Consider the following 25,777-nt stretch of genomic DNA (forward strand, 5'->3'; position numbering starts at 1 on the left):
ACTCAAACAGTTTTAACTGTTATGATACCTGGTCGTCATCGTTGACCTTGAAGTAATCAGGATAGGCATTCAGCACGGTTCCTTTTTCTTCAAGCATTAGGTGTAGGTGTTCTTTAATTAAGTAGTCAATGGTATCGAGATCTTTATTAATAACCGCATCATAGATCAAACGGTGTTGCTTGGTCAGCGTTTGCCAATTCAGATCCGTTTCCTTCAAACGAAGTCGGCGGAATCGGTTCAGCTGCGTGTTGTTCATTTGCAGCCAAGACCAAACGGTATCCTTATTGTCCAGTGAGTAAAAGAGGTGATGGAAATCCTGATCCAAATCAAAGAAACTATCTGGTTGGTTTAGTTTGGCCGTTTTTTCCTGTTCTTTCAAATTGTCTTGAATTTTGGCCTTCGTTTCAGGCGTCATCATCGTGGCGGCTTGAAGCATGATTCTCGGCTCAATGGATTCACGCACAAAGCGGCCATCTTCGGCTTCTTGTAAATCAATTCTGGTGATATAGGTACCACTTTGAGGGATGACTTCAATTAATTCCTCACGCTCAATTCGGATAAGGGCTTCACGAATTGGTGTCCGGCCTAAGTTCAGTTCGGTAGAAATCAGTTTTTCCGAAATCTTTTGTCCGGGAATGTATTCAAAGTGAATGATGCGATATTTAATCTGATCGTAAGCGTCTTTACGCATATTGTCTCGTGTATTGTCCATCAAGGAACCTCCTGCAGAAACTATGGTATTTAGCAATTCGCAATACCATAGATTAGTTATACCATTAAAATGTAAAAAATTGTTGAAAAATCAGATAAATCAGCTTATTTCTTGACTCAAAAGTGGTTATTAAGTGATATTTGTTGCTTTTTCTCTCTAATTTTATAGAATGTAATTACCCATGTGACGGCAATGTAAGCGCTATTGACAAACTGGTATATCAGAAGTACAATTCTTGTATATTAGTTTAAGTGAGGACGGGATAGTGATGGATTACATTATTGGAATCGACGTCGGTACTACGAGTACCAAGGCGTTACTCTATGATTTAAACGGTAAAATTTACGCTAAAGCAAATAAGGGCTACACGTTGTATCAAAGTGTACCTGATATGGCAGAAGAAGATCCAGAAGACATTTTTAATGCAACGTTACAAGCCATTCAAGAAGTTGTGGCAAAGGCCCAGTTAAAGGATGGCAAAGTTGTTGCGGTCTCCTGGTCAGCACAACAGCACAGTTTGATTGCGCTCGATAAGGATTATAAGCCAATTACTAAGGCAATTACTTGGGCGGATAACCGAGCTGGTAAATACGCAGATGAATACCGCGAAAACGGTCGCGGAATGGAAATGTACAAGCGTACAGGTCTGCCAATTCACCCCATGGGACCGTTTTATAAGTTACTGTGGTTGAAGAACGAAGAACCTGATATTTTCAAGAATGCAGCCTACTGGGTCGGCATCAAGGAATACATCATTTGGCGCTATACGAACGTGCTCAAAGAAGAGATTTCGATGGGTGCCGCAACTGGTCTGATGAACATGAAGACGGCCGATTGGGATGACGAAGCAATGAAGGAAGCTGGCGTTAAACGCGAACAGCTGCCTGAACTTGTCGACACCACCTATAAGATCAAGGGTATTCGTTCTGAGTACGCTAAGGTGATGGGCATTGACGATGACGTTTACTTCGTGATGGGTGCGACTGATGGTGCACTTTCAACCATCGGTGTCGGTGCCATTGAAACCGGTGTTCTCGCCATTAACATTGGGACTTCTGCCGCTGTCCGTAGTTTTGTGGACAAACCGGTTATTGATCCAAAGGGCCGGCTTTACTGCTACCTGATCATGAAGGGCAAGTATCTCGTTGGTGGTCCTATTAACAACGGGGGAATTGTCTTCAGTTGGGCGCATGATGCCTTATTTGGTTCTGAACTGGAAACCGCTAAGATGTTGAAGATGAATTCCTTTGATATGCTGACTGAAATTGCTAAGAAGGTTCCCGCTGGCTCTAATGGGCTTATTTTCCATCCATATCTAGGTGGGGAACGGGCACCATTATGGGATGCCAATGCCCGTGGTTCATTCTTCGGACTCAATCGTTCTCACACTCGCGCACACATGATTCGTGCCGTGCTCGAAGGCATTGTTTATAATCTATATTCAGTTACCTTGGCGCTGCGAGAAGTTACTGGGAAACCTAAGGCCATTTTAGCTGCCGGTGGGTTCGTGCAGTCGTCTCTTGGCCGTCAGATTTTGGCCGACGTTTACGAAAACGATGTGACTATTCCAGAATCGTATGAAAGTGGTAGTTTAGCTGCCATGTTCTTAGCTAAAATGAGCCTAGGTCTTGAGGATAAGTTAGAGGATATCAGCAAGTATATTGGTGCTAAGAACGTTTATCATCCTAATGAAGAAAACTATGCAAAATATCGTGCTTTGATCCCAATTTATATTCGTTTAAGTCGGGAACTTTCAAAGGAATACAAGAGTATCGCTGATTATCAACGAGAATTCCCAGAATCTATTGATGATCAGAAGTAATCCGTGTGTGATTAAGGAAGTGCTACGTGATGAGTGAATTTTTAACAATCGGTGAACCCTTGGCGCTTTTCGCGTCCACTGATACTGACCAATCGTTAGTTGATGCCACCCATTTTCAAAAATTTGCGGCTGGTGCGGAACTGAACGTCTCTATCGGTGTTTCCCGTTTGGGTCACCAAACGCAATACATCACGCGTTTAGGACAAGACCCGCTTGGCGATTTTATCAAAAAGCAGTTGCAGAGTGCTGGAGTGGGAATTTCCTATATCGATCAGACTTCAGCATACTGGACCGGCTTTCAGATGAAGGAACGGGTGTCACAGGGTGATCCACAGACTCACTACTTCAGAAGTGGTTCGGCTGCCGCACACATTGATAGTAGCCAAATAACCAAAATTGATTTAAATGATGTCAAATTCTTTCATTACACGGGGATCTTCCCCGCCATTTCTCAGCAGGCGCTTTTAGCAACTCAATCGCTGATTAGCCGAGTTCAGGCTAAACGGGGTGTTAAGCTCACTTTTGATCCCAACCTGCGACCATCTTTGTGGCCTAGCAAGGAAATCATGATTGAAACGATTAATCAATTGGCTTTTCAAGCGGATGTTGTTCTGCCAGGGATTCATGAAGCTGAACAGTTGACGGGTCTTTCGGATTTAAACCAAATGGCAGACTTCTACTTTGATCACAGTCAGAGAACTGAACTGGTCATTATTAAGCTTGGTGCGAAGGGTGCGTTTGTTAAGGAACGCAATGGAAACGTCTTGCACGTTAATGGATACAAAGTTAATCAAATTGTCGATACGGTTGGGGCAGGCGATGGCTTTACCACCGGCTTTATCACTGGCTGCTTGGATGGCTTATCTTTAGAAGAAGCTGTCCGGCGTGGCAATGCGATTGGTGCCTTGGCTATTCAATCTGCTGGGGATAATGATGGTTATCCAACGATTGATGAACTGAGACAATATCAAAAAAGCTCGGCTTAATGCCGAGCTTTTTGTATGCCTTCCCATAATCCTAATAAATAAGTAATCCCTAAAGCGCGGTCGTATAACCCATACCCAGGGCGGCCGTGTTCATCCCAAATATCACGACCATGATCCGGTCTAACGTAACCGTCAAAATGGTTATCATCAAGGGCTTTTAGAATTGCGAACATATCTAGTGAGCCCTCGCTAGATTCGTGTGCCGATTCACGGAAATCCTGCGGGTGAGTCGGGTCGTGCTTGATGTTACGCAGGTGAATGAACGGTGCCTTGCCTTTGCTGACAAATTCTGAAATAATAGCGGGTACGTCATTATCTGGATTCTCGCCTAAACTGCCTGTGCAGATCGTAAAGCCATTCATTTTCGAAGAATAAAGGCTCTCAATTTGTCTCATATCTTCAATATTTTTGTAAATTCTTGGCAGCCCAAACAATGCCATTGGCGGATCATCCGGGTGCATTGCCATCTGAACGCCAACTTGCTCACAGACGGGAATAACGGCATCTAAGAAGTACTTCAGGTTTTCTCTTAATTGTTCTTCGTCAACGTTAGAATATGCCTTAAATAACTGCTTTAAATGGCTCAGACGCTCGGGTTCCCATCCCGGCAGCTCAAAGTGGTTGGAAGACTGCGTAATTTGATCAAACAAAGCTTGCGGATCTTGCGGCAAGTCTGCTCGCTTAAATTGCATGGCGGTAGAACCGTCACTCAAAGGATAACGCAGGTTAGTTCTGATCCAATCAAAAATGGGCATAAAGTTGTAACAAATAACCTTCACACCACAAGCTGCCAGATTTCTAATTGTCTGACAGTAATTTTCAATGTACCGGTCCCGAGTTGGCAGACCGATTTTAATATCATCATGGATATTAACGGATTCGACTACTTCAAATTTAAGGCCGGCTTGATTGATCTGGTCTTTAAGTGCTTGAATGGCGTCAGTAGGCCAAACTTCGCCAACAGGAATGTCTGGTAACATCCCAACAATTTGTTTGGTCATTGGAATTTGTTTAATTTGAGAAAGTGTAATGCTATCGTGTGGTCCAAACCACCGAAAACTCATATTTAGTCGTGACAAAATTACCCTCCCTAAGTTCTAGATCTAGAATGCGTTAAAAGTTTAACATAAATTGGTCGTGGGATAAATAAGTGGCCGTCTGAACTCAGTGTCGCTACGGTGTTGAGAGGGTTGGCGCTACTCATTGTGGGTTAAAAATGTTCTCGTGAACATTATAGTGCACAAAATAGCTGAACATCACTTTAAATACAGCTAATTAACGGGCAAAACTGTTATTTATTTGCCGATAAATGTTCAGGAGAAAATTATTTTAACTAAATATTTACCGATATAAATGCCTATACCAAGGCATTAGTTGTGCACAAAGTAAGTTTTAAGAGAAAAATAACATAATAAAATCTTCACGTGTGCAAAAAAATGTGCTATTATAATCAGTGGTCTTAAGAAAGCGCTTTCGAATCGAGGTTATTGTTTATGTCTTGTCAGTTTAGGAGGTTGTGTTATGGATGAGTCAACTGCGAAGAAATCATCGGGGAACACCGGCAAAGAAACCGGTTTGATGAATGATTCTTCTAAGCGAATTCCAACCCGCGAAAAGGTTGCTTATGGTTTTGGAGATTTTGGTAATGGGTTCATGTTTGATTTAGGGCAAGCCTATTTAACCAAGTTCTGGATTGATGGCGTTGGTATTGGTGCTGGCGTTGTCGCAGGAATCTTTGCATTTACTAAAATTTTCGATGCATTCATGGATCCGATTGCAGGGTCATTTATTGATAATCGAAGAAATATCAGTTCACGCGGTAAGTTCCGTCCAGTGATGATGATTTCAGCTATTATCCTAGGGATTATGACGGTTGTTACGTTTACCATGCCGATGGGATTGTCGATGACCCAAAAGATCATTTATGCTTATGCTGCTTATATGATTTGGGGAGTTGCTTATTCATTCACCAACGATCCATATGGGTCACTTGCTTCTGTGATGTCACGTAATTCTCAGGATAGAAGTTTCATGGCAACCACGCGTCAAGTTGGGTCAGTCAGTGCTCAGTTTATCGCCGGTGTTGCTTTTATCCCATTGATGGGCCTGTTCAGTGATGGTCACGAGACCCACGGGTACTTTATTGCAGCTGCAATCTTTGCTGTTATCGGTGTTTTGATGTTTGCCGTTTGTTACTTTGGGACACGTGAAAATGTCAAGGTTAACCGCAAGAGTGAAACCAAAGAAGGCTTCAAGGATTATCTACGAGTTGTCTTCCACAATGGCCCTCTAGGCGCTTTGATTTTGATGACGTTGTTTACCATTTCAGCAATGAACACTAACAACCAAATGATGGTGTTCTACGCACAATATAATCTAGGTAACATTGGCCTACAACCTGTGATCAACGCGATTATGATGGGGACTTCAATCATTGGGGTCTTCATGATCCCAACCTTGACCAAGCACTTTGGTCAAAAGAAAACGGCACTTGTTAGTTTCGCGATTGGTGCCGTTGCCAACATTGCTAACTACTTTCTGCCAACGAATATCATCACGTTTATCGTCCTTGTGTCGATTGGCTACATTGCTTTAGCAATTCCTAATGGGATTACTTGGGCCATGGTTTCCAACGCCATTGATTATGGCGAATGGCACACTGGTATTCGTAAGGAAGCAATTACTTACGCAGCGTTTAACTTCTCTCGTAAGATTGCCCAATCACTTGCTGCTTTAGTCAGTGCGGGTGTTCTTGCTTTGACTGGTTACGTTGCTAACGCACATCAAACACCAGGTGCATTGAACGGTATTAAAGCCGCTATGACACTTTATCCAGGGGTTTGCTTAGTTCTTGCAGCAATCATCTTCGGCTTGTTCTACAAACTGGATGATGACAATTTCGCCAAGATTGCCGATGATCTTGATCATGGTAAGTGGGAAAACGGTACGATTGGTGAAACTAAATAATTTGTTTTTGAACATATAAAAATTTGGAGGTTTATACGATGGATTTAAATAAGTTGTTACAAGATGTTCATGAGATTTATGACAAGAATGGCGATTATAAAGATTTGAGCGACAAGGCCGTATACGCACCTTCAATTCAAGTTGATCGTCGTAACGTTTACTTTATTTTGCACAATACGAATGAAAAAGGCTACATCGAAAAGTGCCTAGTTGTATACGAAAATCGTTTAACTGCTGGTGATTTTGAAGCTGTCGAAAGCTTAGACGACAAAGATTCTGTTCTGTTAGTTGGGGAACTGAACGAACACAATAACGTTGCTTTAGCCAAGAGATTTCAATGGATGCGTCCAGTTTCTCGTCGTAACTACAAGTACACCTTTGGTTTAGGCGATCGTCTTGGAAATGCTTCTAACGCACATCTACGTTTGTTCAAGGGCCGCGGCATCATGCCAGTTTTGGCTCAACAATCTATTCGTGAATTAACTCTGATGCACCGTACAAACACGGATGTTTTCCAATCAGCATCTTGGGCTGTATTCGAAGAAGGCTTCACTTATGGCTGGGGCGCTGATGGTGACCACGTTAAAACACCATACGAAGTTGACTATGCCGTTAAGATTGGCTGCTCAATGATCACTTTGGACTGCACGGAAGAAATTCATAACGATGTTGTTAACTTGGACGAAGCTGCATTGGACAAGCGCTTTAACGCTTTGGATCCAGACCAGATCAAGTACTTCAATGATACTTATCTCAACAAAGACTTTGAAGTTGCTGATGGTGTAAAGGTTCACTTTACTAAGAAAGACGTTGAAGAATCAGTATTGACTTTCTATGACGCTATCTTGTTTGCCATTGGTATTCACGACAAATTCGTTGTGCCATATAACTTGGACTTTGAAATCTCAATGGATGAAACACCATATCAAACAACGCCAGAAAACCACTTCTTCTTTGCAAATGAGTTACACCGTAAGGGTATTACACCAGTTACGATGGCACCACGTTTCTACGGCGAATTCCAGAAAGCCATTGATTACATCGGTGACACTGATCGCTTCGAACGTGAGTATGTTGTTCACGAATCAATTGCTGAACACTTTGGCTACAAGTTGAGTATCCACTCAGGTTCAGATAAGCTCTCAGTTTACGAAATCATTGGTCGCTTGTCTAAACAGCATGGCTGGCACGTTAAGACTGCCGGTACTAACTGGTTGGAAGCTCTCCGTGTCATTGCACACAAGGATCCTAAATTCATGCTTGAACTCTACAAGTTCTCTTATGAAAATCTTGATGATGTTAAAGCATTCTATGTCTTTAACGCTCAAACCGATGGTACTGCACCAAAGCCAGCAGATATGAACGAAAGCAACGTTATGGATCTCTTGGACAACGATGATGCCCGTCAGGTATTGCACACAATGTATGGTTCTATCATGAACTTGAAGAAGAACTACCACTATGTTTACCGTGATAAGCTTTGGGACATCTTGTTGAAGAACCAAGCACTGTACGATAAGTATCTGAACATTCACATTGCTGAACATTTGGACTTATTACAAGGTGTTGTTAAGACTAAGGCTGAAGCACGTGAAAAGAACGAGCCTAAGACTGACATCTCAAAGAACTATTAATGACGTGGAGGAACAAGTAAATGGCACTATTAGATGACGATTTCTTACTTGGCAATCAAACAGCTAAGACACTCTTTAACAAATACGCTAAAGATATGCCTATCATTGACTTTCATTGCCATTTAAACCCAGAAGAAATTTACGAAAACAAGAATTATCCTAACATCACTCGGATTTGGCTGAACGAAGGCACATATGGTGACCACTACAAGTGGCGTCTAATGCGTGCCAACGGTGTGCCAGAAGAACTGATTACCGGTGATGGGGATGAATATCAGAAGTTCCTGGCATGGGCAGATACCATTGAGAAGTCATATGGTAACCCACTATACGAATGGACTCACCTCGAATTGAAGCGGTTCTTCCACATTGACGATGTGTTTACTCGAAAGAGCGCACCTGCTATTTGGAAGAAAGCCAATGAATTACTTCAAACGGATGCCTTCAAGCCCCGTAATCTGATTAAGAATATGAACGTCAAAGTTGTCTGCACCACTGATGACCCAGCTTCTGACTTACATTATCATAAATTGTTGAAGAAGGATGAAGCTGAAAACGGCTTCAAGACTTTACCAGCAATGCGTCCTGATAAATTGATTCAGATTGAAAGTGATGGTTTTGGTGACTATCTGAAGCAGTTGTCTGACGTTTCAGGTGTCAAAATCAGTTCATTTAAAGATATTATTACTGCTCTTGATCAACGATTTGAATTCTTTAACGAAATGGGCGGTCGTTTATCAGACCATTCATTGTTAACCTATCATTTTGCTGAAGCTACGGATGCTGAACTTGACGCCATCGTTAACAAGGCGGTTGCTAATCAAGAATTAACACCTAAAGAGCACGATCAGTATTTGACCATATTGTTAGAGAACTTGATGCACCTTAACACCAAGTACAACTGGACGATGCAATTCCACGTTAACTCAATTCGTGATTTGAACCATCCAATGTTTGATCAATTAGGCCCTGATACCGGCTACGATGCAGTTGGGACACAACCAGATATCGTGGCACACTTGCAACAACTGTACACGAAGATGCGGGATACCAATGATATTCCAAAGACCATCTTTTATTCATTGAATCCAAATGATTGGATGCAATTAGCCACTTTGATGGGTGCCTTCCAAGAAGGCGGCAAGCAACGCCTTCAATTGGGTGCCGGCTGGTGGTTCAACGATACAGCGGAAGGGATGAATGAGCAGTTAAGAATCTTTGCTCAAGAAAGTCTCTTACCTAACTTTGTTGGGATGCTAACTGATTCACGGAGCTTCCTCTCCTATCCAAGACACGAATACTTCCGTCGGGTATTGTGTAACTTCTATGGGAACTTAGTAGAGCAAGGCCGTGTACCAGATGACGAAGAATCATTGGGTAAGATTATTCAAGATATTTCTTACAATAACGCTTATCATTACTTTGGTTTCTTCGATTAACTCAAGTTTTAGCACACTCCAAAAAATATTTTTGCCAGAAATATTTGTCGTGTGAAAATAAGGAACTGGGATCATATTCCAGTTCCTTTTAGTGTGTGATTAAAGGGTTAATTAATCGTACCAGATTGGGGACCATTGCGGTAAAATAGAAGTAACAGTTTTTGTTAACCAGCACAGTGTAAATCTAACTTTTTTAAATCAGCCTAAGTAGGGTATAACAGGGAGATGACCAGGCTTGGAGAATATCACCATTATGACGATCGCAAAGATGGCAGGCGTTTCTCATACAACGGTGTCGCGTGCTTTAAACGATAGTCCGCTCGTTAAAGAGAAAACGAAACAGAAAATTCGCCAGATTGCTAATGATCTAGGCTATGTTCCTAATCTAAACGCAAAGGGATTAGTAAAAAACCAGTCCTTTTTAATTGGTATCTTCTTTTCGGAAATGAAAACAGGTACGTCACCAAGTTTCCTGGTCGATGTTATGAACAAAGCTCGCGACACATTGCCCAAGGGTTACATTATCTCAGTTGACAGTATGGATAATTACAATGAACAATCGTTACCCATTAACCGCTACGATGGCGTCATTGTCGTGAGTCAGTCAACGGATGATGATGCGTTTATTGAAACTTTGGCTAGTCGGAAGATTCCCTTAGTCGTGCTGAACCGGAAGTTAGAGCGAGATGATATTGTCAATTACGCTACAGATGATTATTTAGGGGCACAAATGCTGCTTCGATACGCTGTACGGATGGGTCATCGACACTTTGGTATCATTGAAGGCCAGTCTAGGTTTATGTCCACGGTTGAAAGACGCCGTGCTTTTGATGATGTCATGAGTGAAAACCATTTAGCGGTTTCGAATGATCATATTAAGAGCGGTAACTATTTGCCTGAGAGTGGTTATTTAGAAATGAAAGAAATGCTAACGGTTTCCCAGGCGCCGACCTGCGTTTTTGTGACTAATGATGATATGGCAATTGGTGCTATTCGGGCTTGTAATGATCTTGGATACGGGGTACCAGAAGACATTTCAATCCTTGGTTTTGATGATATGGATTACACTAAATACTTAGTGCCAAGGTTAACAACCGTTAGAAAGCCCACGCCATCACTGGTTGAGGCGGGGGTGTCGGCCTTAACTAATTTATTAGAGGGACTTTCAATTGAGACGCCAAAGTGTGTATTTCCCCCTGCACTAGTGGTTCGTGCCTCCGTACAAGACTTGCGCAATGAAACACAATCATAACTTATTTCAAGAAAACGTTTTAATTATGAAAAAGCATTGCATTATTTTCATGACGTGCTAGTATATGAGTTGTCGAAAAGAGAAAACAACCATATAGGAGGCATTTGCCATGATCAACTCATACTCAAACGTTAAAGAAAATAACCATTCAGTTGTTGAAGAATCAGTCGTACGTCCAGCCAAAACAAGTCATCTTGTTCGTAACCTGAATGTTGCTTTAATCAGCATCATTGTACTAGGTAGCTTAATTCTGGGTGGTATGTCTGCTGCGAACGATGGCAGTGCTTTGGCACACGCCTTCGTTGCAACTACTACTGCAACAACTAAGTAATCACTAAATTAGATGATATAAAAAGAATGCCTTCCGAGAAATCGGAAGGCATTCTTTTTATATGAAAATTCATGAAAACAACTCATGGAATTTTGAAGTTTTAGTTTTGTGGAGCAGCCTCTTCTTTTTCTTCTTCAGTGTTTTCAGCATGAATCTTAGCTAAGGTTGCAGCGTTTTGCTTAACCCGCTTCTTGTTCAAAGGATAGAAGATGATTAAGAGCAGTGCCGCTACCAACAGACAAACAGTTGGAATACCAGTTGCTAAGTGATAAATCTTATCAATAACAGCCGTGGTTTGAGTCACACCACCAGCAGTAGATGATTGGTACCCAATGAAGGTTAACATGAAACCACCAAAGCCACCGGCGATAGCTTGAGCAACTTTACGGGCGAAGGAGTTCACACCATAAACGACACCATCTTCACGGGTACCCGTTAACACTTCATGGTTATCGATAACATCGGTGATGAAGGCCCAGACCATCAGGTTAAACATACCAGCACCCAATGAACCGAAGAACAACATTACCAAGTAGAAGATAACACTGTGAGTGTGAACCACGAACAAGATGCCATAAACAGCAGCACCAAAAATCAATGCAACAATGGAACTTTCCTTACGACCAAACTTGTTGGTAATCCAAGTACTGAATGGAGCCAGTAGAATAACAGTCGCAAAGTTGAAGATCAAGGCAATTGACATCGCAGTCTTATTCTTGAAGTAATCGTTAAACAGGTAAGAAATCATTGTACCTGAAAGGTTTTGGTTAATAACGATCATAATATCAACAAGAACTAAGACAACTAATGCTTTGTTTTCGAACAGGCCCTTCACCAAGCGACCCATAGGAACCTTTTCACTCTTTTCAGTACGAACACGTTCAGTAGTTAAACTTGTGGTTAATTGATAGCAGATCCACGCAAGAACACCACAGGCAACGATAACCCAGAAGAAACGGCTACCAGAAATCTTTTGTGAAGCGCCAATGTAAATGAACATTGGTAAGATGTAACTTGTGATTGCTGAACCTAAGGCAGAACCAACGGCACGGAATGTAGAGAGCGATGTTTTATCATCTGGCTTACTACTGATAGCGGATGCCATTGAACCATAAGGGATGTTGACAGATGAGTAGAAAATGCCCCAACCTAAGTAGGTAATGAAGACATAAACTAAACGAGCTGGCATTGCCCAGTCTTTAACGATCGGTACGAAAGTTAAGATGAAGAAGATTACCAGTGGGTAACGCATCCGGTTCATCCAAGGTTGGAAACGACCATTTTTATGAAGTTTACTATTATCAACCAAACGCCCAACAGTAATATCGGCGAATGCATCAATGAAACGAGCTGTTAGGAACAATACCCCAACTTGAGCACCCGTCAAACCTAAAACGTTGGTGTAAAAAATCATTAAGAACGAGTTGACAACGTTAAACGAGAAATTGTTACCAATATCACCGAACATATACCCGACTTTATCTTTAATACCAAACGGGGCAGCAGAAACAGTGATAGTTTTCTGTGTCTTATCCAAAATATTTCACTCCCAAGTTATAAAATTATGATTGCCAGAAACAACAAAGGTTCAATTAAGCGACAAAATAAAAAGAACCCCTAAAAATTATCAGCTATTATATCTAAAACTGAACCCGTCAAATTCAGTCTTAATTTAACCTCCCAAGCTGATATATAAGTTGCCAAAAGAATAACATCAAAAGAGAACGCTTTCAAGAGTTTTTTGTGAAAAAATATATTTCCTATATCAAAAAATAAAAGTTCAGATATTCTCAATCACATGTGTATTATAAGGCTTTAGCAAACTTTTTGGTTAGATTTTCGTGTTTGAAAAAAGTTTATCTAAATAGTATTGACAGCGCTTACCAAACGTTTTAAAGTAGTGATGTATTAACAATCTGGTATATTACTTGATTTGGCAAATCAATTGTATATCAGCGGCTCCTTGTTAATTTTTCAACAAGAGAAAAAATTTCATCACCGATGGAGGTGTGCTATGAAAACGAGTTCTAAACTCCTTGATGTTGATAATCAGCATGATCATTTGAATTTGACAACCGACGGAGCCAAATTTCAAATTTATCTGCTTGACGACAATATCATCCGAATTCGCGGTACTTTTGATGAGCAGTTTGCGCCAGAAGCTTCGTATGCGTTAGTGAAGACAGCCTGGTCTGATCAAACTGATGACTTATTAGCTGATGAGCGTCAGCGCGTTACCCCTATTAATGTTGATCTTCAGCAGACTGATACGGGTTATGCAGTTTCGAACGGCGAGTACACGTTGCAGATCAACGCTGATCCGTTTTATTTTGAGATTACTGATAAAGCGGGACATGTTCTGCACAAGGATTTACCTAAGCGTTCGTTTCTGCAGGATGATCTTGGCAGAAACTACCACTACAGTAGTATGGGCGACCACAATAAGTTTTATGGTTTTGGCGAAAAGTCAGGAAAACTCAATAAGTTTAAACGTCACATGCGGATGCACAATACCGACTCACTGGGTTGGAATGCTGCCAAATCAGACCCACTGTATAAGATGATTCCGTTTTACATTGATTTTAATACTGAAGATGATCTGGCTAGCGGGCTGTTTTACAACAATGCTCACGACTCTGTTTTTGACATGGACTGTGAGCACAGTAATTATTGGAAACGCTACAGTTACTTCCAATGTGATGCTGGCGATTTAGACGTCTTCTTCATTGGCGGTCCCACTATTAAGGACGTTGTTGAGCACTACACTGATTTGACTGGTAAATCTGCAATGATGCCAATGGCTTCACTAGGATACATGGGTTCAACGATGTTTTATACCGAGCTTGAAAAGGATTCGGATAAAGCAATCTTAGATTTCGTGGATACCTGTAAGAAGAATGGTATTCCCTGTGATGGGTTCTTCCTGTCTTCCGGTTATACCACCGGTGACGATGGCAAACGTTATGTCTTCAACTGGAATAAGGATCGTTTTCCCAATCCCAAGCAATTTGTGGATGAGCTCAAAAAGCGTGGCGTGCTGTTGGCACCAAACGTTAAACCGGGCATGTTAGTTACTCATCCTCTAGCAAAGGAATTTAGTGATAAGGATGCCTACATCAAGACTCCAGACGGATCCGATGACCAAGTGGATCAGTATTGGGGTGGCGATGCGCACTTTGTTGACTTTACCAATCCACACGGTCGTGATACCTGGGAACAAAAGATGATTGATGCTTTAGTTTCCCTTGGGATTACTTCCATTTGGAACGATAACAATGAATATGAAATTAATAATACGCAAGCTAAAGTTGATGCAGAAGGTTTGAAAGAGCCAATTGGTGCTTTAAAGCCAGTGATGCCAACGATGATGGCCAAAGCAGCTAAAGAAGCGGTTCATAAACATGATCCAAATGTCCGGCCATATCTCATTAACCGTGCAGGCTTTGCGGGTATTCAAAGATATTCTCAAACCTGGGCCGGTGATAATTACACGAGCTGGACTAACGTTAAGTATAATGTTCCAACTATCTTGGGAATGGGACTATCGGGTGTCGCTAACCAAGGTTGCGATATTGGTGGTTTTGATGGGCCCTTACCAGAACCTGAACTATTCGTTCGTTGGGTTCAAAATGGCATTTTCCAACCGCGGTTCTCAATTCATTCCAGCAATAACGACAACACGGTGACTGAACCTTGGACGTATCCAAGTTACACGAAGTACATTGGAGCAGCAATTCAATTGCGCTATTCTCTGGTGCCATACTTCTATTCATTACTATACGAAGCTTCTACCAAGGGTTCACCGATTATGAGACCGTTAGTATATGAATTTCAAGACGACCCCGCAGTTTCAGAAGAAAGCTTTGAGTTTATGCTTGGAAGTTCACTTCTAGTGGCCAATGTCTTGGATAAGGGGCAAACACAAAAGGATGTCTATTTGCCTAAGGGTGCTGACTGGTTAGATTTGACCACCAACACTTATTACGTGGGTGGACAAACGATCTCAATCCCCGTTGATTTAAGCAGTATTCCAATGTTCTTGAGAACTGGGAGCATTATTCCTCGTAGTTTAGGGTTAATGAATATTCACAATGAGGTCATCGAAAAACTCAACTTCTTGATTGAGCCAAGTACGGATTCCAGTTTTACCGTGTACGAAGATGATGGTGTTTCTAACGATTATCTCAAGGGACTTTCTTTGCGGACACAAGTCACTTCTGAAAGTAGTGAAGATGGTGTCGTTGTTTCCTTTGGGCGTACTGGTGATTACCAGACCAAAGTAAAAACGGTTGAACTGTCGGTGTGCTGTCCCAAATTAGCACCATTAACGGTCAGCTTGGGTGACCAAGTTTTACCACGGTACCTGAACTCAGAAAAGTTCGAAACTGCAACTTCTGGCTGGTACTTCAATGGTGAAAAGCGCCAAGTTGAAGTTCGTTACGCGAACCCGGTAGCAACAGATTACAAAGTGGATATTAACTTTAACCAACAAGATTTGATTTCGATTTAAGAAAAGGAGTCATTAAAAATGACATTAATAGATAAAGACTTTTTACTTACGAACGATATGGCAAAGAAACTGTTCCACAATCATGCTGAAGGCATGCCAATCATTGATTATCACTGTCATTTGGATCCTAAGGAAATTTATGAGAACAAGAACTATCCTAATTTAACCCGGATCTGGATCAATGATGGGTCATTCGGTGATCACTACAAGTGGCGTTTGATGCGTGCTAATGGTGTTCCTGAAGATTTGATCACTGGTGATGGTGACGAATATCAGAAGTTAGTTGCTTGGGCTGGTACGATTGAAAAGGCTGTTGGGAACCCACTGTTCGAATGGACTCACTTGGAACTGCAACGTTTCTTTGGTATTAAAGATCAATTTACAACCAAGAACGTTAAAGAAGTCTGGGACAAGGCCAACGCTTTGTTAGCAACTGACGACTTTAAGCCACGCAACTTGATCAAGAATTCCAATGTTAAAGCTGTCTGCACCACCGATGACCCAGCTTCAGACTTGAAGTATCACAAGTTATTGAAGGACGAAGAAAAAGAAAACGGTTTTAAAGTGTTACCTGCTATGCGTCCTGACAAAGCCTTCAACATTGCTGCTGATAGCTTTGACGAATACCTGAAGGGCTTTGAAGACGTTTCGGGTGTCAAGATCACTGATTTTGCATCACTGACCAAGGCCTTTGAACAACGTTTTGAATACTTCACCAGCCTGGGTGGTCGTCTATCTGATCACGGTTTGAACTCCTTCCACTTTGCTAAAGCTTCGGAAGCTGAAGTTGATGCTGTTTTGGCTAAGGGTCGTCAGAACGAACAGTTAACTGATCACGAAATTGACATTTACTCAACTGCCTTGATTGAAGCCTTGATGCGCTTGAACCACAAGTTCAATTGGACGATGCAATTCCACGTTAACGCATTGAGAAACCAAAATGGCCCAATGTACAAACAATTAGGTGCCGATGCTGGTTTGGATTCAATGGGGACTCAACCAGATATGGCTGCCCAATTGATGAACCTATTGAGAGATATGCAAAACGAAAATAGTATTCCTCGTACCATTCTCTACTCGTTGAATCCTAACGACTGGATGCAATTAGCAACCGGGATGGGTGACTTCTATGGCGACGGTACTGGTAAAGGTATCGAACAGAAGTTACAACTCGGCTGTGCATGGTGGTTCAACGATACCCGTGAAGGCATGGAAGAACAGTTACGGATCATGGCACAACAAAGTCTGTTACCAAACTTTGTTGGTATGCTGACTGATTCACGGAGCTTCCTGTCATACCCTCGTCATGAATACTTCCGCCGCGTATTATGCAACTTCTTCGGTGAATTAGTGGAACGGGGCCAAGCACCTGACGACGAAGAATACTTGGGCAAGATCGTTGAAGATATTTCTTACAACAACGCCTACAACTACTTCAAGTTCTTCGAGAACGATGAAAAGTAAATAGTGTACTAAGTCAAAAAGGGCCGGCCGGTAATGAACCGGTTGGCCCTTTTAAATAAAGGAGTTTAATCTTATTATGCAAACAATCGAAAATGCAAAGTTTAAAGCTGAAATTAATGAACATGGTGCTGAATTGACTCATTTGATCAACAAAGACGGCAACTTTGACTACATGTGGAATAACGATTTATGGCCAAAGCACGCGCCTGTCTTATTCCCAGCTATTGGCCGTTCGGAAAAGGATTCGTACTTCTATAACGGCAAGGAATATGAAATGCCACAACATGGTTTTGCTGGCGATCAAGACTTTACTGTGACAGCGAATGATGGTGACAAGTTAGCCCTGACGTTAACTGATAACGATGCCACCCGTAAGTTTTATCCGTTTGCCTTCAAGTTAGCCATCACGTTTAGTTTGACGGATGCTGGTTTGAACTTTAATTTTGAAGTTGAAAACACGGATGATAAGACGCTGGCCTTCTCACTGGGTTCACACCCTGCATTGAACGTGCCAATCAATGGTGAAGGCTCATTTGACGATTATCAATTGGACTTCGAACCAGCTGGTCTGGATCTCAAGCAATTCGAAATCGTCAAAACACCAAACCCATATCGGGATGGCAAAGTTGTGCCATTAACAGCTGCAGATGGCAGTCAAATCAAGCTCAATCACGACATGTTTGAAAAAGGATTAGTCATTATTGAAAATGATGGCATCGACAAGGTGACGTTGAGTTCCAGCGCAACTAGTCACAGTGTTTCGCTTAACCTCGAAGACTTCCGCTACGTCTGCATTTGGACTAAGGAGGGCGCTAACGCACCATTCTTATGCATCGAGCCTTTCTCAGGACTGCCAGATGTGAGTGGTCATGAAGTTGAATTACTGGATAAGGAAGCTAACAATAAGCTAGCTGCCGGCGAGACTAAGACGCTGAACTATACGTTGACTTTGAAGTAATTTTTGCCATTAATGAAAAGGGGAAAATGGGTTATGTCGAACGATGTTAGTTCCACTCAATTTCAAAATGAATTTTGGACGGCTACTTCTGGTGATTTAAAGCAGAAACGTGAGCATATTGAAACACCAAAGAAGGGCACGTTAGCGGATGATGCGGTAAAAATCATGCTTGATCCTAGCGAGAAGCATCAAGATTGGCTTGGTGCCGGCGCAGCAATTACTGATTCAGCTGCTTCGCTGATTTGGGGCGCAATGGATGCCAGTCACAGAGATCAACTACTGCATGAATTATTTGACCCAGAACAGGGTGGCTACTCAGCGGTTCGTGTACCACTTGGTTCGTGTGATTTCCAGAGTCAAACCTACTACACGTATGATGACGTGCCAGCGGGTGAACACGATGCTGATTTAGAAAAGTTCTCCATTGGCGAAGGGACACCAGGTGCGCCAGATGCCACCAAGGACTTGAAGTATATCGTGCCAGTGTTGCAAGAAATTCTTAAAATTAATCCAGCAGTGAAGGTGATTGCTTCGCCTTGGTCATCACCAGCATGGATGAAGAATACGGATCATTTGACCCATGGCGGGCATCTGCGCTTTGGTGAATATACTGGTAATGGCTACACTGACAAGGACCGTTTTGAATATATTTATGCGCAATACTTCGTACGTTACATCGAAGCATATCAGAAGCTGGGTATTCCAATCTATGGCGTTACGATTCAAAACGAACCTTCTAACGCGGCTCACTGGCCAGCCATGATTTGGACGCCCGCACAATTAGCTGATTTTGGCTATCATTTCTTACGGCCAGCACTGAACCATTCCTTCCCAGATACTAAGATGTACTTCCTTGATGATAGTCCCCACGCGTTGACGAAGCCTATCAGCGAAGAGGTGCCATTCGAACAGGCAATGGCGTTTGATGGTATGGCAGTGCATACCTATATGGAGCCGTATGATCGCTTGTATAACGCCAACCGGGCATTTCCAAACTGGTCATTGCTGATGACTGAGCGCCGATGCATGATGCGAGAAACACCGGAAAATGCGGCCCACATCATGTTTGGTGTGATTGGCAACTGGTTAGTTCATAATGGCCTTGGTATGGTGACGTTGTGGAATTTGGCACTGGATGAACGGGGCTTACCTAACGCTGCTGACTCAACTGGCCGGCGTGGTGTCATCACGATTGACCATACAACGGGTAAAGTTCAGCGTAACTTGGAGTATTACATGCTACGTAACTTTGGGCAAGATGTGCCAGTTGGTTCTAAAGTCATCAAGTCAACCAACTATACGCCAGACGGTTATTCTGGTGGTCTCGGTTCCGTTGCGTTTCTAGCCCCAGATGGTGCTATTGCGGCCCATTTGTACAATCCAACGGGTGAACCAATCAAGGCTGCTGTTACCATTAACGGTCTTGGTGATCAATGGCAAAACGTGACTGTACCCGCTTGGGGAACAGTAACTTTGCATAAATCAAATAGTCTGATTAATGAATCAGGTATTCCTGCTGATGATGAATTTAAACTGAATCCATCACCAGATCACCGGACGGATGTTGCGCCGGGGCAGGAACAGTAATCTATAAGGTATAAAGAAGAGTTTCTTAATGTCGTATTCTAAAAAGAATCGATATTAAGAGACTCTTTTCTGTTTATTGATCTACAAGGGCGTTGTATTTGGTTTTAAATGATTATCCTTCTTGAACACCCACCAAACCATGAAGACACAGTAGCACAGTGACAGCCCCCAGGCTAACTGATTGGCGTAACAGATTGCGGTGTAGCCAATTGAAGTCATCGCCACCAAGCTCGCAATACCACGACCGACTAACTCACCCAGTCCGGAAACAATGGCGTACATGCTATGACCTAAACCTTGCAGCGTATTTCTAAAGATCATGAGCAGCCCGTGGACGATGAAGAAGAAACTGATCGTTGTGAGGTAGATATCTGTGAGGTGGAAAGTTTGACCATGGGTGGTGCCTAAGACTAGCCCAATCAACGTTTTTTTGAAAATCATGACCAGCACAAAGGCTGCGAATGACCAGGAAAGTTGGATGAGTGATCCACTTTTGATTCCTTGTTTAATCCGTTGCGGTTTGCGAGCACCGTAATTTTGCGCCATGTAAGTGGCAATCGCCATGCCGACGCTTTCCATTGGCAAAGTAAACAACTGACGGATTTTGTCACCGGCAGATTGAGCGGCCACTGCAGTGACACCCAAGAGATTAATAGCGTCTTGCATGATGACAGCACCGATTGCTGATACGGAATACTCAAGCCCCATAGGGAAGCCAATCATACAGATATGTCCCAGTATCCGCCGATTCAAACCGTCTGTTGTCACTTTAATCTTTGGAAAGCGGCCACTATATATGAAAAAGATCACGTTTAGTATGCCAGCAAAGAATTCACTAATTACTGTTGCGATGGCCACACTTAACAGGCCTAAATGCAAATAAAGAATCATGAAAAGTGCTAGGGCGATGTTTAAGAAAAGCGACATCACAAGGAAATAGAAGGGATGGTTGGAATCACCAAAAGCTCGTAACGCGCTGGCTGAATAGTTATACAAAATATTTGCTGGGATCCCTGCAAAAGCAATCATGGTAAAACCGGTTGCTAGTTGTAGGATTTGGTGTGGCGTGCTAAGCAGCGTGAGTATTGAATGAGTCGAGACGATCATAATTGGCGTTATGATAATTGCCAGCACCAGACAAATTAGATACCCACCTACTAAATAACGCTGGATATGTCTTGGGTTTTCTTCACCGACACTTTGAGCTAAAGGAATACTAAAGCCAATACAGCTACCCTGTACAAAGCCAAGAATCAAAAAGCTGAGCGGGTAATAAGCGCCAATCGCTGCTAGGGCATCGATACCAAGTAGTCGACCAATAATGAGCGTATCAATGAAATTATAAAATTGCTGGAAAATGCTGCCGCCAACCAGTGGAATTGAGAACTGAATAATTTTTCTTAGGGGTGCGCCCTGAGTTAAGTCATTGTTCTGCGACAAAACCATCACCATCCTAAAATATATTAGTTTGCTTAATTAGTATTGGACTAATTCGGATTACTGAGTAAGTATACCAGTTGAAGAAAATGAAAGCGAATTCAATTCAAAGACGATCGCTAAGCGCACGATTAACGGCATATCAGTCATCATCAGAATCTAATCAGTGCGGTAATTCGATAATTTTTTGGTTAAAATGATGATTTTAGGGCAGAATGAGTAGATTATTGTTTGACAGATAAGCAATTTATGGTAAACTGAAAGCGTATTCAGGCATACTAGTATATCAGTTAGTACTTTATGAATTCAGTTTAAATGGAGGAAAAGTAAATTATGGTTAAAATTACCGACGATTATTCAACTGATAAAGCAGCCTTCGATAAGGCAGCTATTAAGGTTCCGAGTTACAATCAAAAAGATGTTACGGCAAAAACATTAGAGTCACCACACTGGGTTCACTTTGGTGGTGGGAATCTTTTCCGTGCATTTCATGCTGGAATTGCTAGCCATTTAATTGATGCCGGTAAAGCTGACACGGGTATTATTGTTGCTGAAACATACGATGATGCTGTTGTATCAGATATTTACGGTAAATATGACAACCGGATCCTTCGTGTGATCACTAAGGCTGATGGCACCCAAGACCGCGAATTGTTTGGCTCAGTTGCCAAGGCAATTTACGCTGGTCCAGCTACTCAAGATGCTTCAGGTTTCGAAGCATTAAAGGCCATTTTTGAAAAGGACAGCTTACAAGTTGCTTCCTTCTCAATTACTGAAAAGGGTTATCATTTAAAGAATGGTGCCGGCGAATTCTTCCCACCAGTTGCCCGTGACCTTGAAAACGGCCCAGCTAAGCCAGAAAACAACATGTCGTTGCTTGTTAGCTTATTGTTTGCACGGTTTAATGCCGGGGCAACTCCAATTACGATGATGAGTACCGATAACTTCTCGCAAAACGGTGACCGTTTAAAGGAAAGTGTTATGACGATTGCTAAAGCTTGGCAAGACAAGGGCTTTGTTGGTCAAGACTTCATTGATTACATCTCTGATCCCAAGAAGGTTGGTTTCCCACTTTCAATGATCGACCGGATCACACCAAACCCATCTGATAGCATTTCTGATTCATTGAAGAAAGATGGCTTTGAAGATGCTGATATTACCCACACAGAAAAGCACACTAATATTGCAGCTTTCACTAACACTGAAGAAGCTCACTACTTAGTTGTTGAAGATGATTTTCCAAACGGTCGTCCTGCATTCGAGGCTGACGGTGTGATCATGACTGATCGTGATACAGTTAACGCAGCTGATGAAATGAAAGTGACAACCTGCTTGAACCCTCTGCACACTGCATTAGCTATTTATGGTAGTATCTTAGGCTTTAAGTCAATTTCTTCAGAATTACAAAACAAGGATCTTGTTGCTTTGATCAAGCAAATTGGTTACGTTGAAGGCTTACCTGTTGTTAAGGATCCAAAGGTTATCAACCCACAGAAGTTTATTGACGAATTAGTGACTAAGCGTCTGCCTAACCCTTATATTCCAGATACACCACAACGGATTGCTACTGATACTTCTCAGAAGTTAAGTGTTCGTTATGGGGTAACGATTCAACACTACGTTGATGACGCCAACCGCGACCCTAAGAGCTTGAACTTCATTCCACTGGTTATCGCTACATGGTTACGTTACCTGATGGGTATCAACGATAAGGGTGAGACATTTGAACCAAGTCCAGATCCAATGTTTGACGAGTTGCACGAAAAGGTTGCCGGCTTTAAACTAGGTAGCAGTGACGTTGACGTTCACGATGCTGTTAAGGGCATTTTGAGCAACACTGGTATCTTCGGCCTCGATCTTTACAAAGTTGGTTTGGGCGACAAAGTTGAAGCTTACTTCAAGCAAATGCTTGCAGGTGAAGGTGCTATTGTTAAGACCTTGGAAGATACTTTAGCAGCAAAAGCTCAAAAAACTGACTAATTAATATTTGAAGGAGAATTCACTGATGACGGAATATAACATTGCGGTAGTTAACTCAAGTAGTTTTGGACAAGTTTTCAAAGAACACTGGCAGGAATTGGAACAGATTGGAAAAGTTGATCGTTTTATGGTTGATCCTGATATTCCAGGTCCTGAATTAGCTGAAAAATTAAAGGGCTACAACGTAATCATTTCAAGTGTGACCCCATTTTTCAAGGAAGATTTCTTTGAGAACAAGGATGAATTGCTTTTGATCTCTCGTCACGGGATTGGCTACAACAACATTGACTTAGCTGCTGCCAAAAAGCACGGTACAAAGGTTACCATCGTTCCACCATTGGTTGAGCGAAATGCCGTTGCTGAAAACGCCTTTGCTAACTTAATGGCGCTGACCCGTCAAGCAGTGGCATCTTCAGAACGAATCAAAGCTGACCACTATGAAGATCGTGCTCAATTCATGGGTAACGAATTCAGTGGTAAAACCTTTGGTGTCATTGGCTGTGGTAATATTGGTAGCCGTGTGGCCGAATTATTCCAAGTCTTTGGCGGCACTGTGATGATCAACGATCCAGAACCACATGCACCAGAAGGCTGGTTCGAAGCCAACCCATCTGTTAAGCGGGTTGAATTAGACGAATTACTCAGCAAGTGTGACTACATCTCATTGAACGCTTCACTGAATGAGGGCGACACCCACATGATCAATGCTGAAGCATTAAAAAAGGCCAAGAAGGGCGTTTACTTCGTGAACCATGCCCGTGGTGCTTTAATTGATGAAAAGGCGATGTTGGCTGCTGTTGAAAGTGGTCAAGTGTCTGGTTACGCTGCTGATACGATGGAAGTTGAACCAGTTCGCGCCAACCACCCATTCCTGAAGAACAGCCACTTCTTGATTACACCACATACTTCCGCATACACTTACGAGTGTCTGCACGGTATGGGTGAGAAGTGTGTCTCCGATGTGAAGAACATCGTTGCTGGCAAACCACTTGTTCGCGAATTAACTGGTGATATTAAATAAAAGTCTTAATTAAAGCAGGGCGATCGGTAACGATTTTCCCTGCTTTTTAGTTTGAAAATAGGCAGGTCTTTCAAAAATGAACGTAAAAATTAGTCAAATGACGGTGTATCCAGTTGCTGGCCGTGACAGTATGCTTCTTAATCTAAGCGGGGCACACGGGCCATTTTTCACCCGTAACATCGTGCTTTTAACGACGAATACTGACCAGGTTGGGGTAGGTGAGGTTCCGGGTGGCACCGCCATTACCGAGATTTTGAATCAATCCAAAGATTTAGTCGTTGGATCCACCTTGGGCGAATATAAGCAAGTTCTGCAGAAAATGAAGCGTCAATTTGGTTACCTTGATGCCGGCGGTCGTGGTCAGCAGACCTTCGACCAGCGAACAACGATTCATGCAATCACTGGTGTGGAGACGGCCTTTCTAGATCTCATTGGTCAGTATTTCCACGTACCAGTGGCGCAGTTGTTAGGTGATGGCCAGCAACGTGAATCCGTTGGCGTGTTAGGTTACCTGTTTTATATTGGTGATAGTCAAAAAACGGACTTGCCTTATTTAACTGACGATGATCAAAGCGATGATTGGGGCAAATTACGTCGGCAGCCAGCCACAACCGCTGAAGATATAGTGAAACTGGCGCAGGCAGCTTATAATCGTTATGGTTTTAAGACTTTCAAACTAAAGGGCGGCGTCTTTGATGGTGAAACTGAAGTACAGACCATGAAAGCTTTGCACCAAGCCTTTCCGAAGGCTAAGCTGGACCTTGATCCAAACGGTGGCTGGTCGTTGAAAGATGCCCTGCATTACGCGGATGAGTTGAAAGATGTGCTCCACTATATTGAGAACCCTTGCGGTGCGGAAGACGGGTTTTCTGGTCGTGAAATTTTATCAGAGTTTCAACAGCGCACACATATGCCAACTGCCACCAACATGGTTGATACTGATTGGCGACAAATGGCGCATGCACTGGAACTGCATGCCGTGTCTATTCCACTGGCTGATCCGCATTTCTGGACCATGGCTGGATCAGTTCGAGTGGCACAACTTTGCGATGCTTTCGGGCTGAACTGGGGAATTCATTCTAATAACCACTTTGATATTTCACTGGCAATGGCAGTGAATGCCGCTGCGGCAGCGCCGGGAAAAATCTTTGACATTGATACCCACTGGATCTGGCAAGACGGTCAGTACCTCACTAAGAACCCTTACGAAATTCATGATGGGGCAGTGGCTGTTCCTAAAACTAATGAAGGATTGGGCATTGAAGTCAATCTGAATGCTATCAAGGAGGCCAACCGGCTTTACGTTGAAAATCAGCTGGGTGCCCGTGATGATGCTGCAACCATGCAGTATTTGATTCCAGGTTGGCAATTTGATCCTAAACGGCCGGCGATGGTTCGCAAATGAGATTAGGCTAAACCTAGTGGCAAAAAGATTAGAGATTAATGTTGACATTCTCATTTTAAATGTTAAGATTGGCAGTGTTAAATCAATTACAAACGCTATGAGAAAGTTAAGTAGCTGTTCAGCACCTGTAAGCGAGCTTCGGTTGGTGAGAGGAAGCCAGAGTTGAACAGTGAACATCCCTTTTGAGCGACGTACCGAATTTTAGTAACGTACGTTGGGCACTCCCATTATCGAGTTAGCGTATCGTCCTAGCGACCGTACGTGAAGAGGTT

Annotated in this window: 18 protein-coding genes and 1 other annotated feature (1 of these 19 only partly in view); of the genes, 14 read left to right on the forward strand and 4 right to left on the reverse strand. The window is 42.5% G+C overall.

Annotation, left to right across the window (positions count from 1 at the left end; genetic code table 11):
* Nucleotides 1–19: 19 nt before the first annotated feature.
* On the reverse strand, nt 20–712 hold the full coding sequence (locus HC026_RS00405) for a GntR family transcriptional regulator (protein ID WP_168923994.1): 693 nt from the start codon (nt 710–712) through the stop codon (nt 20–22).
* A gap of 268 nt (nt 713–980) precedes the next feature.
* Here HC026_RS00405 and gntK point away from each other — a divergent pair, with 268 nt between their 5' ends.
* Both gntK and HC026_RS00415 read left to right on the forward strand, forming a co-directional pair.
* Nucleotides 981–2,534: a gluconokinase gene (gene gntK, locus HC026_RS00410; RefSeq protein ID WP_168923995.1), complete on the forward strand. Its 1,554-nt coding sequence runs from the start codon at nt 981–983 to the stop codon at nt 2,532–2,534.
* A 29-nt stretch (nt 2,535–2,563) separates the two neighbouring features.
* The gene (locus tag HC026_RS00415) at nt 2,564–3,520 is read left to right on the forward strand and encodes a sugar kinase (protein ID WP_168923996.1); all 957 of its coding nucleotides are present in this window, start codon (nt 2,564–2,566) and stop codon (nt 3,518–3,520) included.
* Here HC026_RS00415 and uxuA read toward each other — a convergent pair.
* A complete protein-coding gene (gene uxuA, locus HC026_RS00420) occupies nt 3,517–4,584 on the reverse strand; it encodes a mannonate dehydratase (protein ID WP_211089355.1) in 1,068 nt (355 codons plus the stop codon). The genes HC026_RS00415 and uxuA overlap by 4 nt on opposite strands.
* A gap of 457 nt (nt 4,585–5,041) precedes the next feature.
* Between uxuA and HC026_RS00425 the strand changes: the two genes are divergently transcribed.
* The 5 genes from HC026_RS00425 (at nt 5,042) to HC026_RS00445 (ending at nt 11,143) form a co-directional block, all read left to right on the forward strand.
* A complete protein-coding gene (locus HC026_RS00425; RefSeq protein ID WP_168923998.1) occupies nt 5,042–6,487 on the forward strand; it encodes a glycoside-pentoside-hexuronide (GPH):cation symporter in 1,446 nt (481 codons plus the stop codon).
* 38 nt (nt 6,488–6,525) lie between these two features.
* Nucleotides 6,526–8,121 carry a tagaturonate epimerase family protein gene (locus tag HC026_RS00430; RefSeq protein WP_168923999.1) on the forward strand — a complete coding sequence of 532 codons (1,596 nt, stop codon included), beginning with the start codon at nt 6,526–6,528 and terminating at the stop codon, nt 8,119–8,121.
* A 20-nt stretch (nt 8,122–8,141) separates the two neighbouring features.
* A complete protein-coding gene (gene uxaC, locus HC026_RS00435) occupies nt 8,142–9,560 on the forward strand; it encodes a glucuronate isomerase (RefSeq protein ID WP_168924000.1) in 1,419 nt (472 codons plus the stop codon).
* 253 nt (nt 9,561–9,813) lie between these two features.
* Nucleotides 9,814–10,812 (forward strand): LacI family DNA-binding transcriptional regulator, encoded by a 999-nt coding sequence (locus HC026_RS00440; protein WP_232843543.1) that lies wholly within the window; start codon nt 9,814–9,816, stop codon nt 10,810–10,812.
* Nucleotides 10,813–10,921: 109 nt separating this feature from the next.
* Entirely contained in the window at nt 10,922–11,143 is a 222-nt protein-coding gene (locus tag HC026_RS00445; RefSeq protein WP_168924002.1) for a hypothetical protein, read from the forward strand.
* Nucleotides 11,144–11,243: 100 nt separating this feature from the next.
* Here the strand turns inward: HC026_RS00445 and HC026_RS00450 are convergent, their stop codons facing one another.
* Nucleotides 11,244–12,680: an MFS transporter gene (locus HC026_RS00450; protein ID WP_168924003.1), complete on the reverse strand. Its 1,437-nt coding sequence runs from the start codon at nt 12,678–12,680 to the stop codon at nt 11,244–11,246.
* Between the two features lie 477 nt (nt 12,681–13,157).
* On the opposite strand from HC026_RS00450, the gene HC026_RS00455 reads away from it, so the two are divergent.
* From HC026_RS00455 to HC026_RS00470, 4 genes are all read left to right on the forward strand, one after another.
* Complete coding sequence (locus HC026_RS00455; RefSeq protein ID WP_168924004.1) at nt 13,158–15,653, forward strand: glycoside hydrolase family 31 protein; 2,496 nt, start codon at nt 13,158–13,160, stop codon at nt 15,651–15,653.
* Nucleotides 15,654–15,671: 18 nt separating this feature from the next.
* The gene (gene uxaC, locus HC026_RS00460; RefSeq protein WP_168924005.1) at nt 15,672–17,117 is read left to right on the forward strand and encodes a glucuronate isomerase; all 1,446 of its coding nucleotides are present in this window, start codon (nt 15,672–15,674) and stop codon (nt 17,115–17,117) included.
* A gap of 76 nt (nt 17,118–17,193) precedes the next feature.
* Entirely contained in the window at nt 17,194–18,075 is an 882-nt protein-coding gene (locus tag HC026_RS00465; protein WP_168924006.1) for an aldose 1-epimerase family protein, read from the forward strand.
* A gap of 33 nt (nt 18,076–18,108) precedes the next feature.
* Complete coding sequence (locus tag HC026_RS00470; protein ID WP_168924007.1) at nt 18,109–19,662, forward strand: glycoside hydrolase family 30 protein; 1,554 nt, start codon at nt 18,109–18,111, stop codon at nt 19,660–19,662.
* An 81-nt stretch (nt 19,663–19,743) separates the two neighbouring features.
* Here the strand turns inward: HC026_RS00470 and HC026_RS00475 are convergent, their stop codons facing one another.
* Complete coding sequence (locus HC026_RS00475) at nt 19,744–21,102, reverse strand: MATE family efflux transporter (protein WP_232843544.1); 1,359 nt, start codon at nt 21,100–21,102, stop codon at nt 19,744–19,746.
* A 330-nt stretch (nt 21,103–21,432) separates the two neighbouring features.
* On the opposite strand from HC026_RS00475, the gene HC026_RS00480 reads away from it, so the two are divergent.
* The 3 genes from HC026_RS00480 to HC026_RS00490 all read left to right on the forward strand — a co-directional run bounded on the left by HC026_RS00480 (nt 21,433) and on the right by HC026_RS00490 (nt 25,505).
* The gene (locus HC026_RS00480; RefSeq protein WP_168924009.1) at nt 21,433–23,079 is read left to right on the forward strand and encodes a mannitol dehydrogenase family protein; all 1,647 of its coding nucleotides are present in this window, start codon (nt 21,433–21,435) and stop codon (nt 23,077–23,079) included.
* 25 nt (nt 23,080–23,104) lie between these two features.
* Complete coding sequence (locus tag HC026_RS00485; RefSeq protein ID WP_168924010.1) at nt 23,105–24,100, forward strand: D-isomer specific 2-hydroxyacid dehydrogenase family protein; 996 nt, start codon at nt 23,105–23,107, stop codon at nt 24,098–24,100.
* Between the two features lie 76 nt (nt 24,101–24,176).
* Entirely contained in the window at nt 24,177–25,505 is a 1,329-nt protein-coding gene (locus HC026_RS00490) for an enolase C-terminal domain-like protein (RefSeq protein ID WP_168924011.1), read from the forward strand.
* Between the two features lie 88 nt (nt 25,506–25,593).
* Nucleotides 25,594–25,777: a binding site (T-box leader), on the forward strand (it continues 54 nt past the right edge of the window).

This window comes from Secundilactobacillus angelensis (assembly GCF_012641075.1).
Classification (GTDB): domain Bacteria; phylum Bacillota; class Bacilli; order Lactobacillales; family Lactobacillaceae; genus Secundilactobacillus; species Secundilactobacillus angelensis.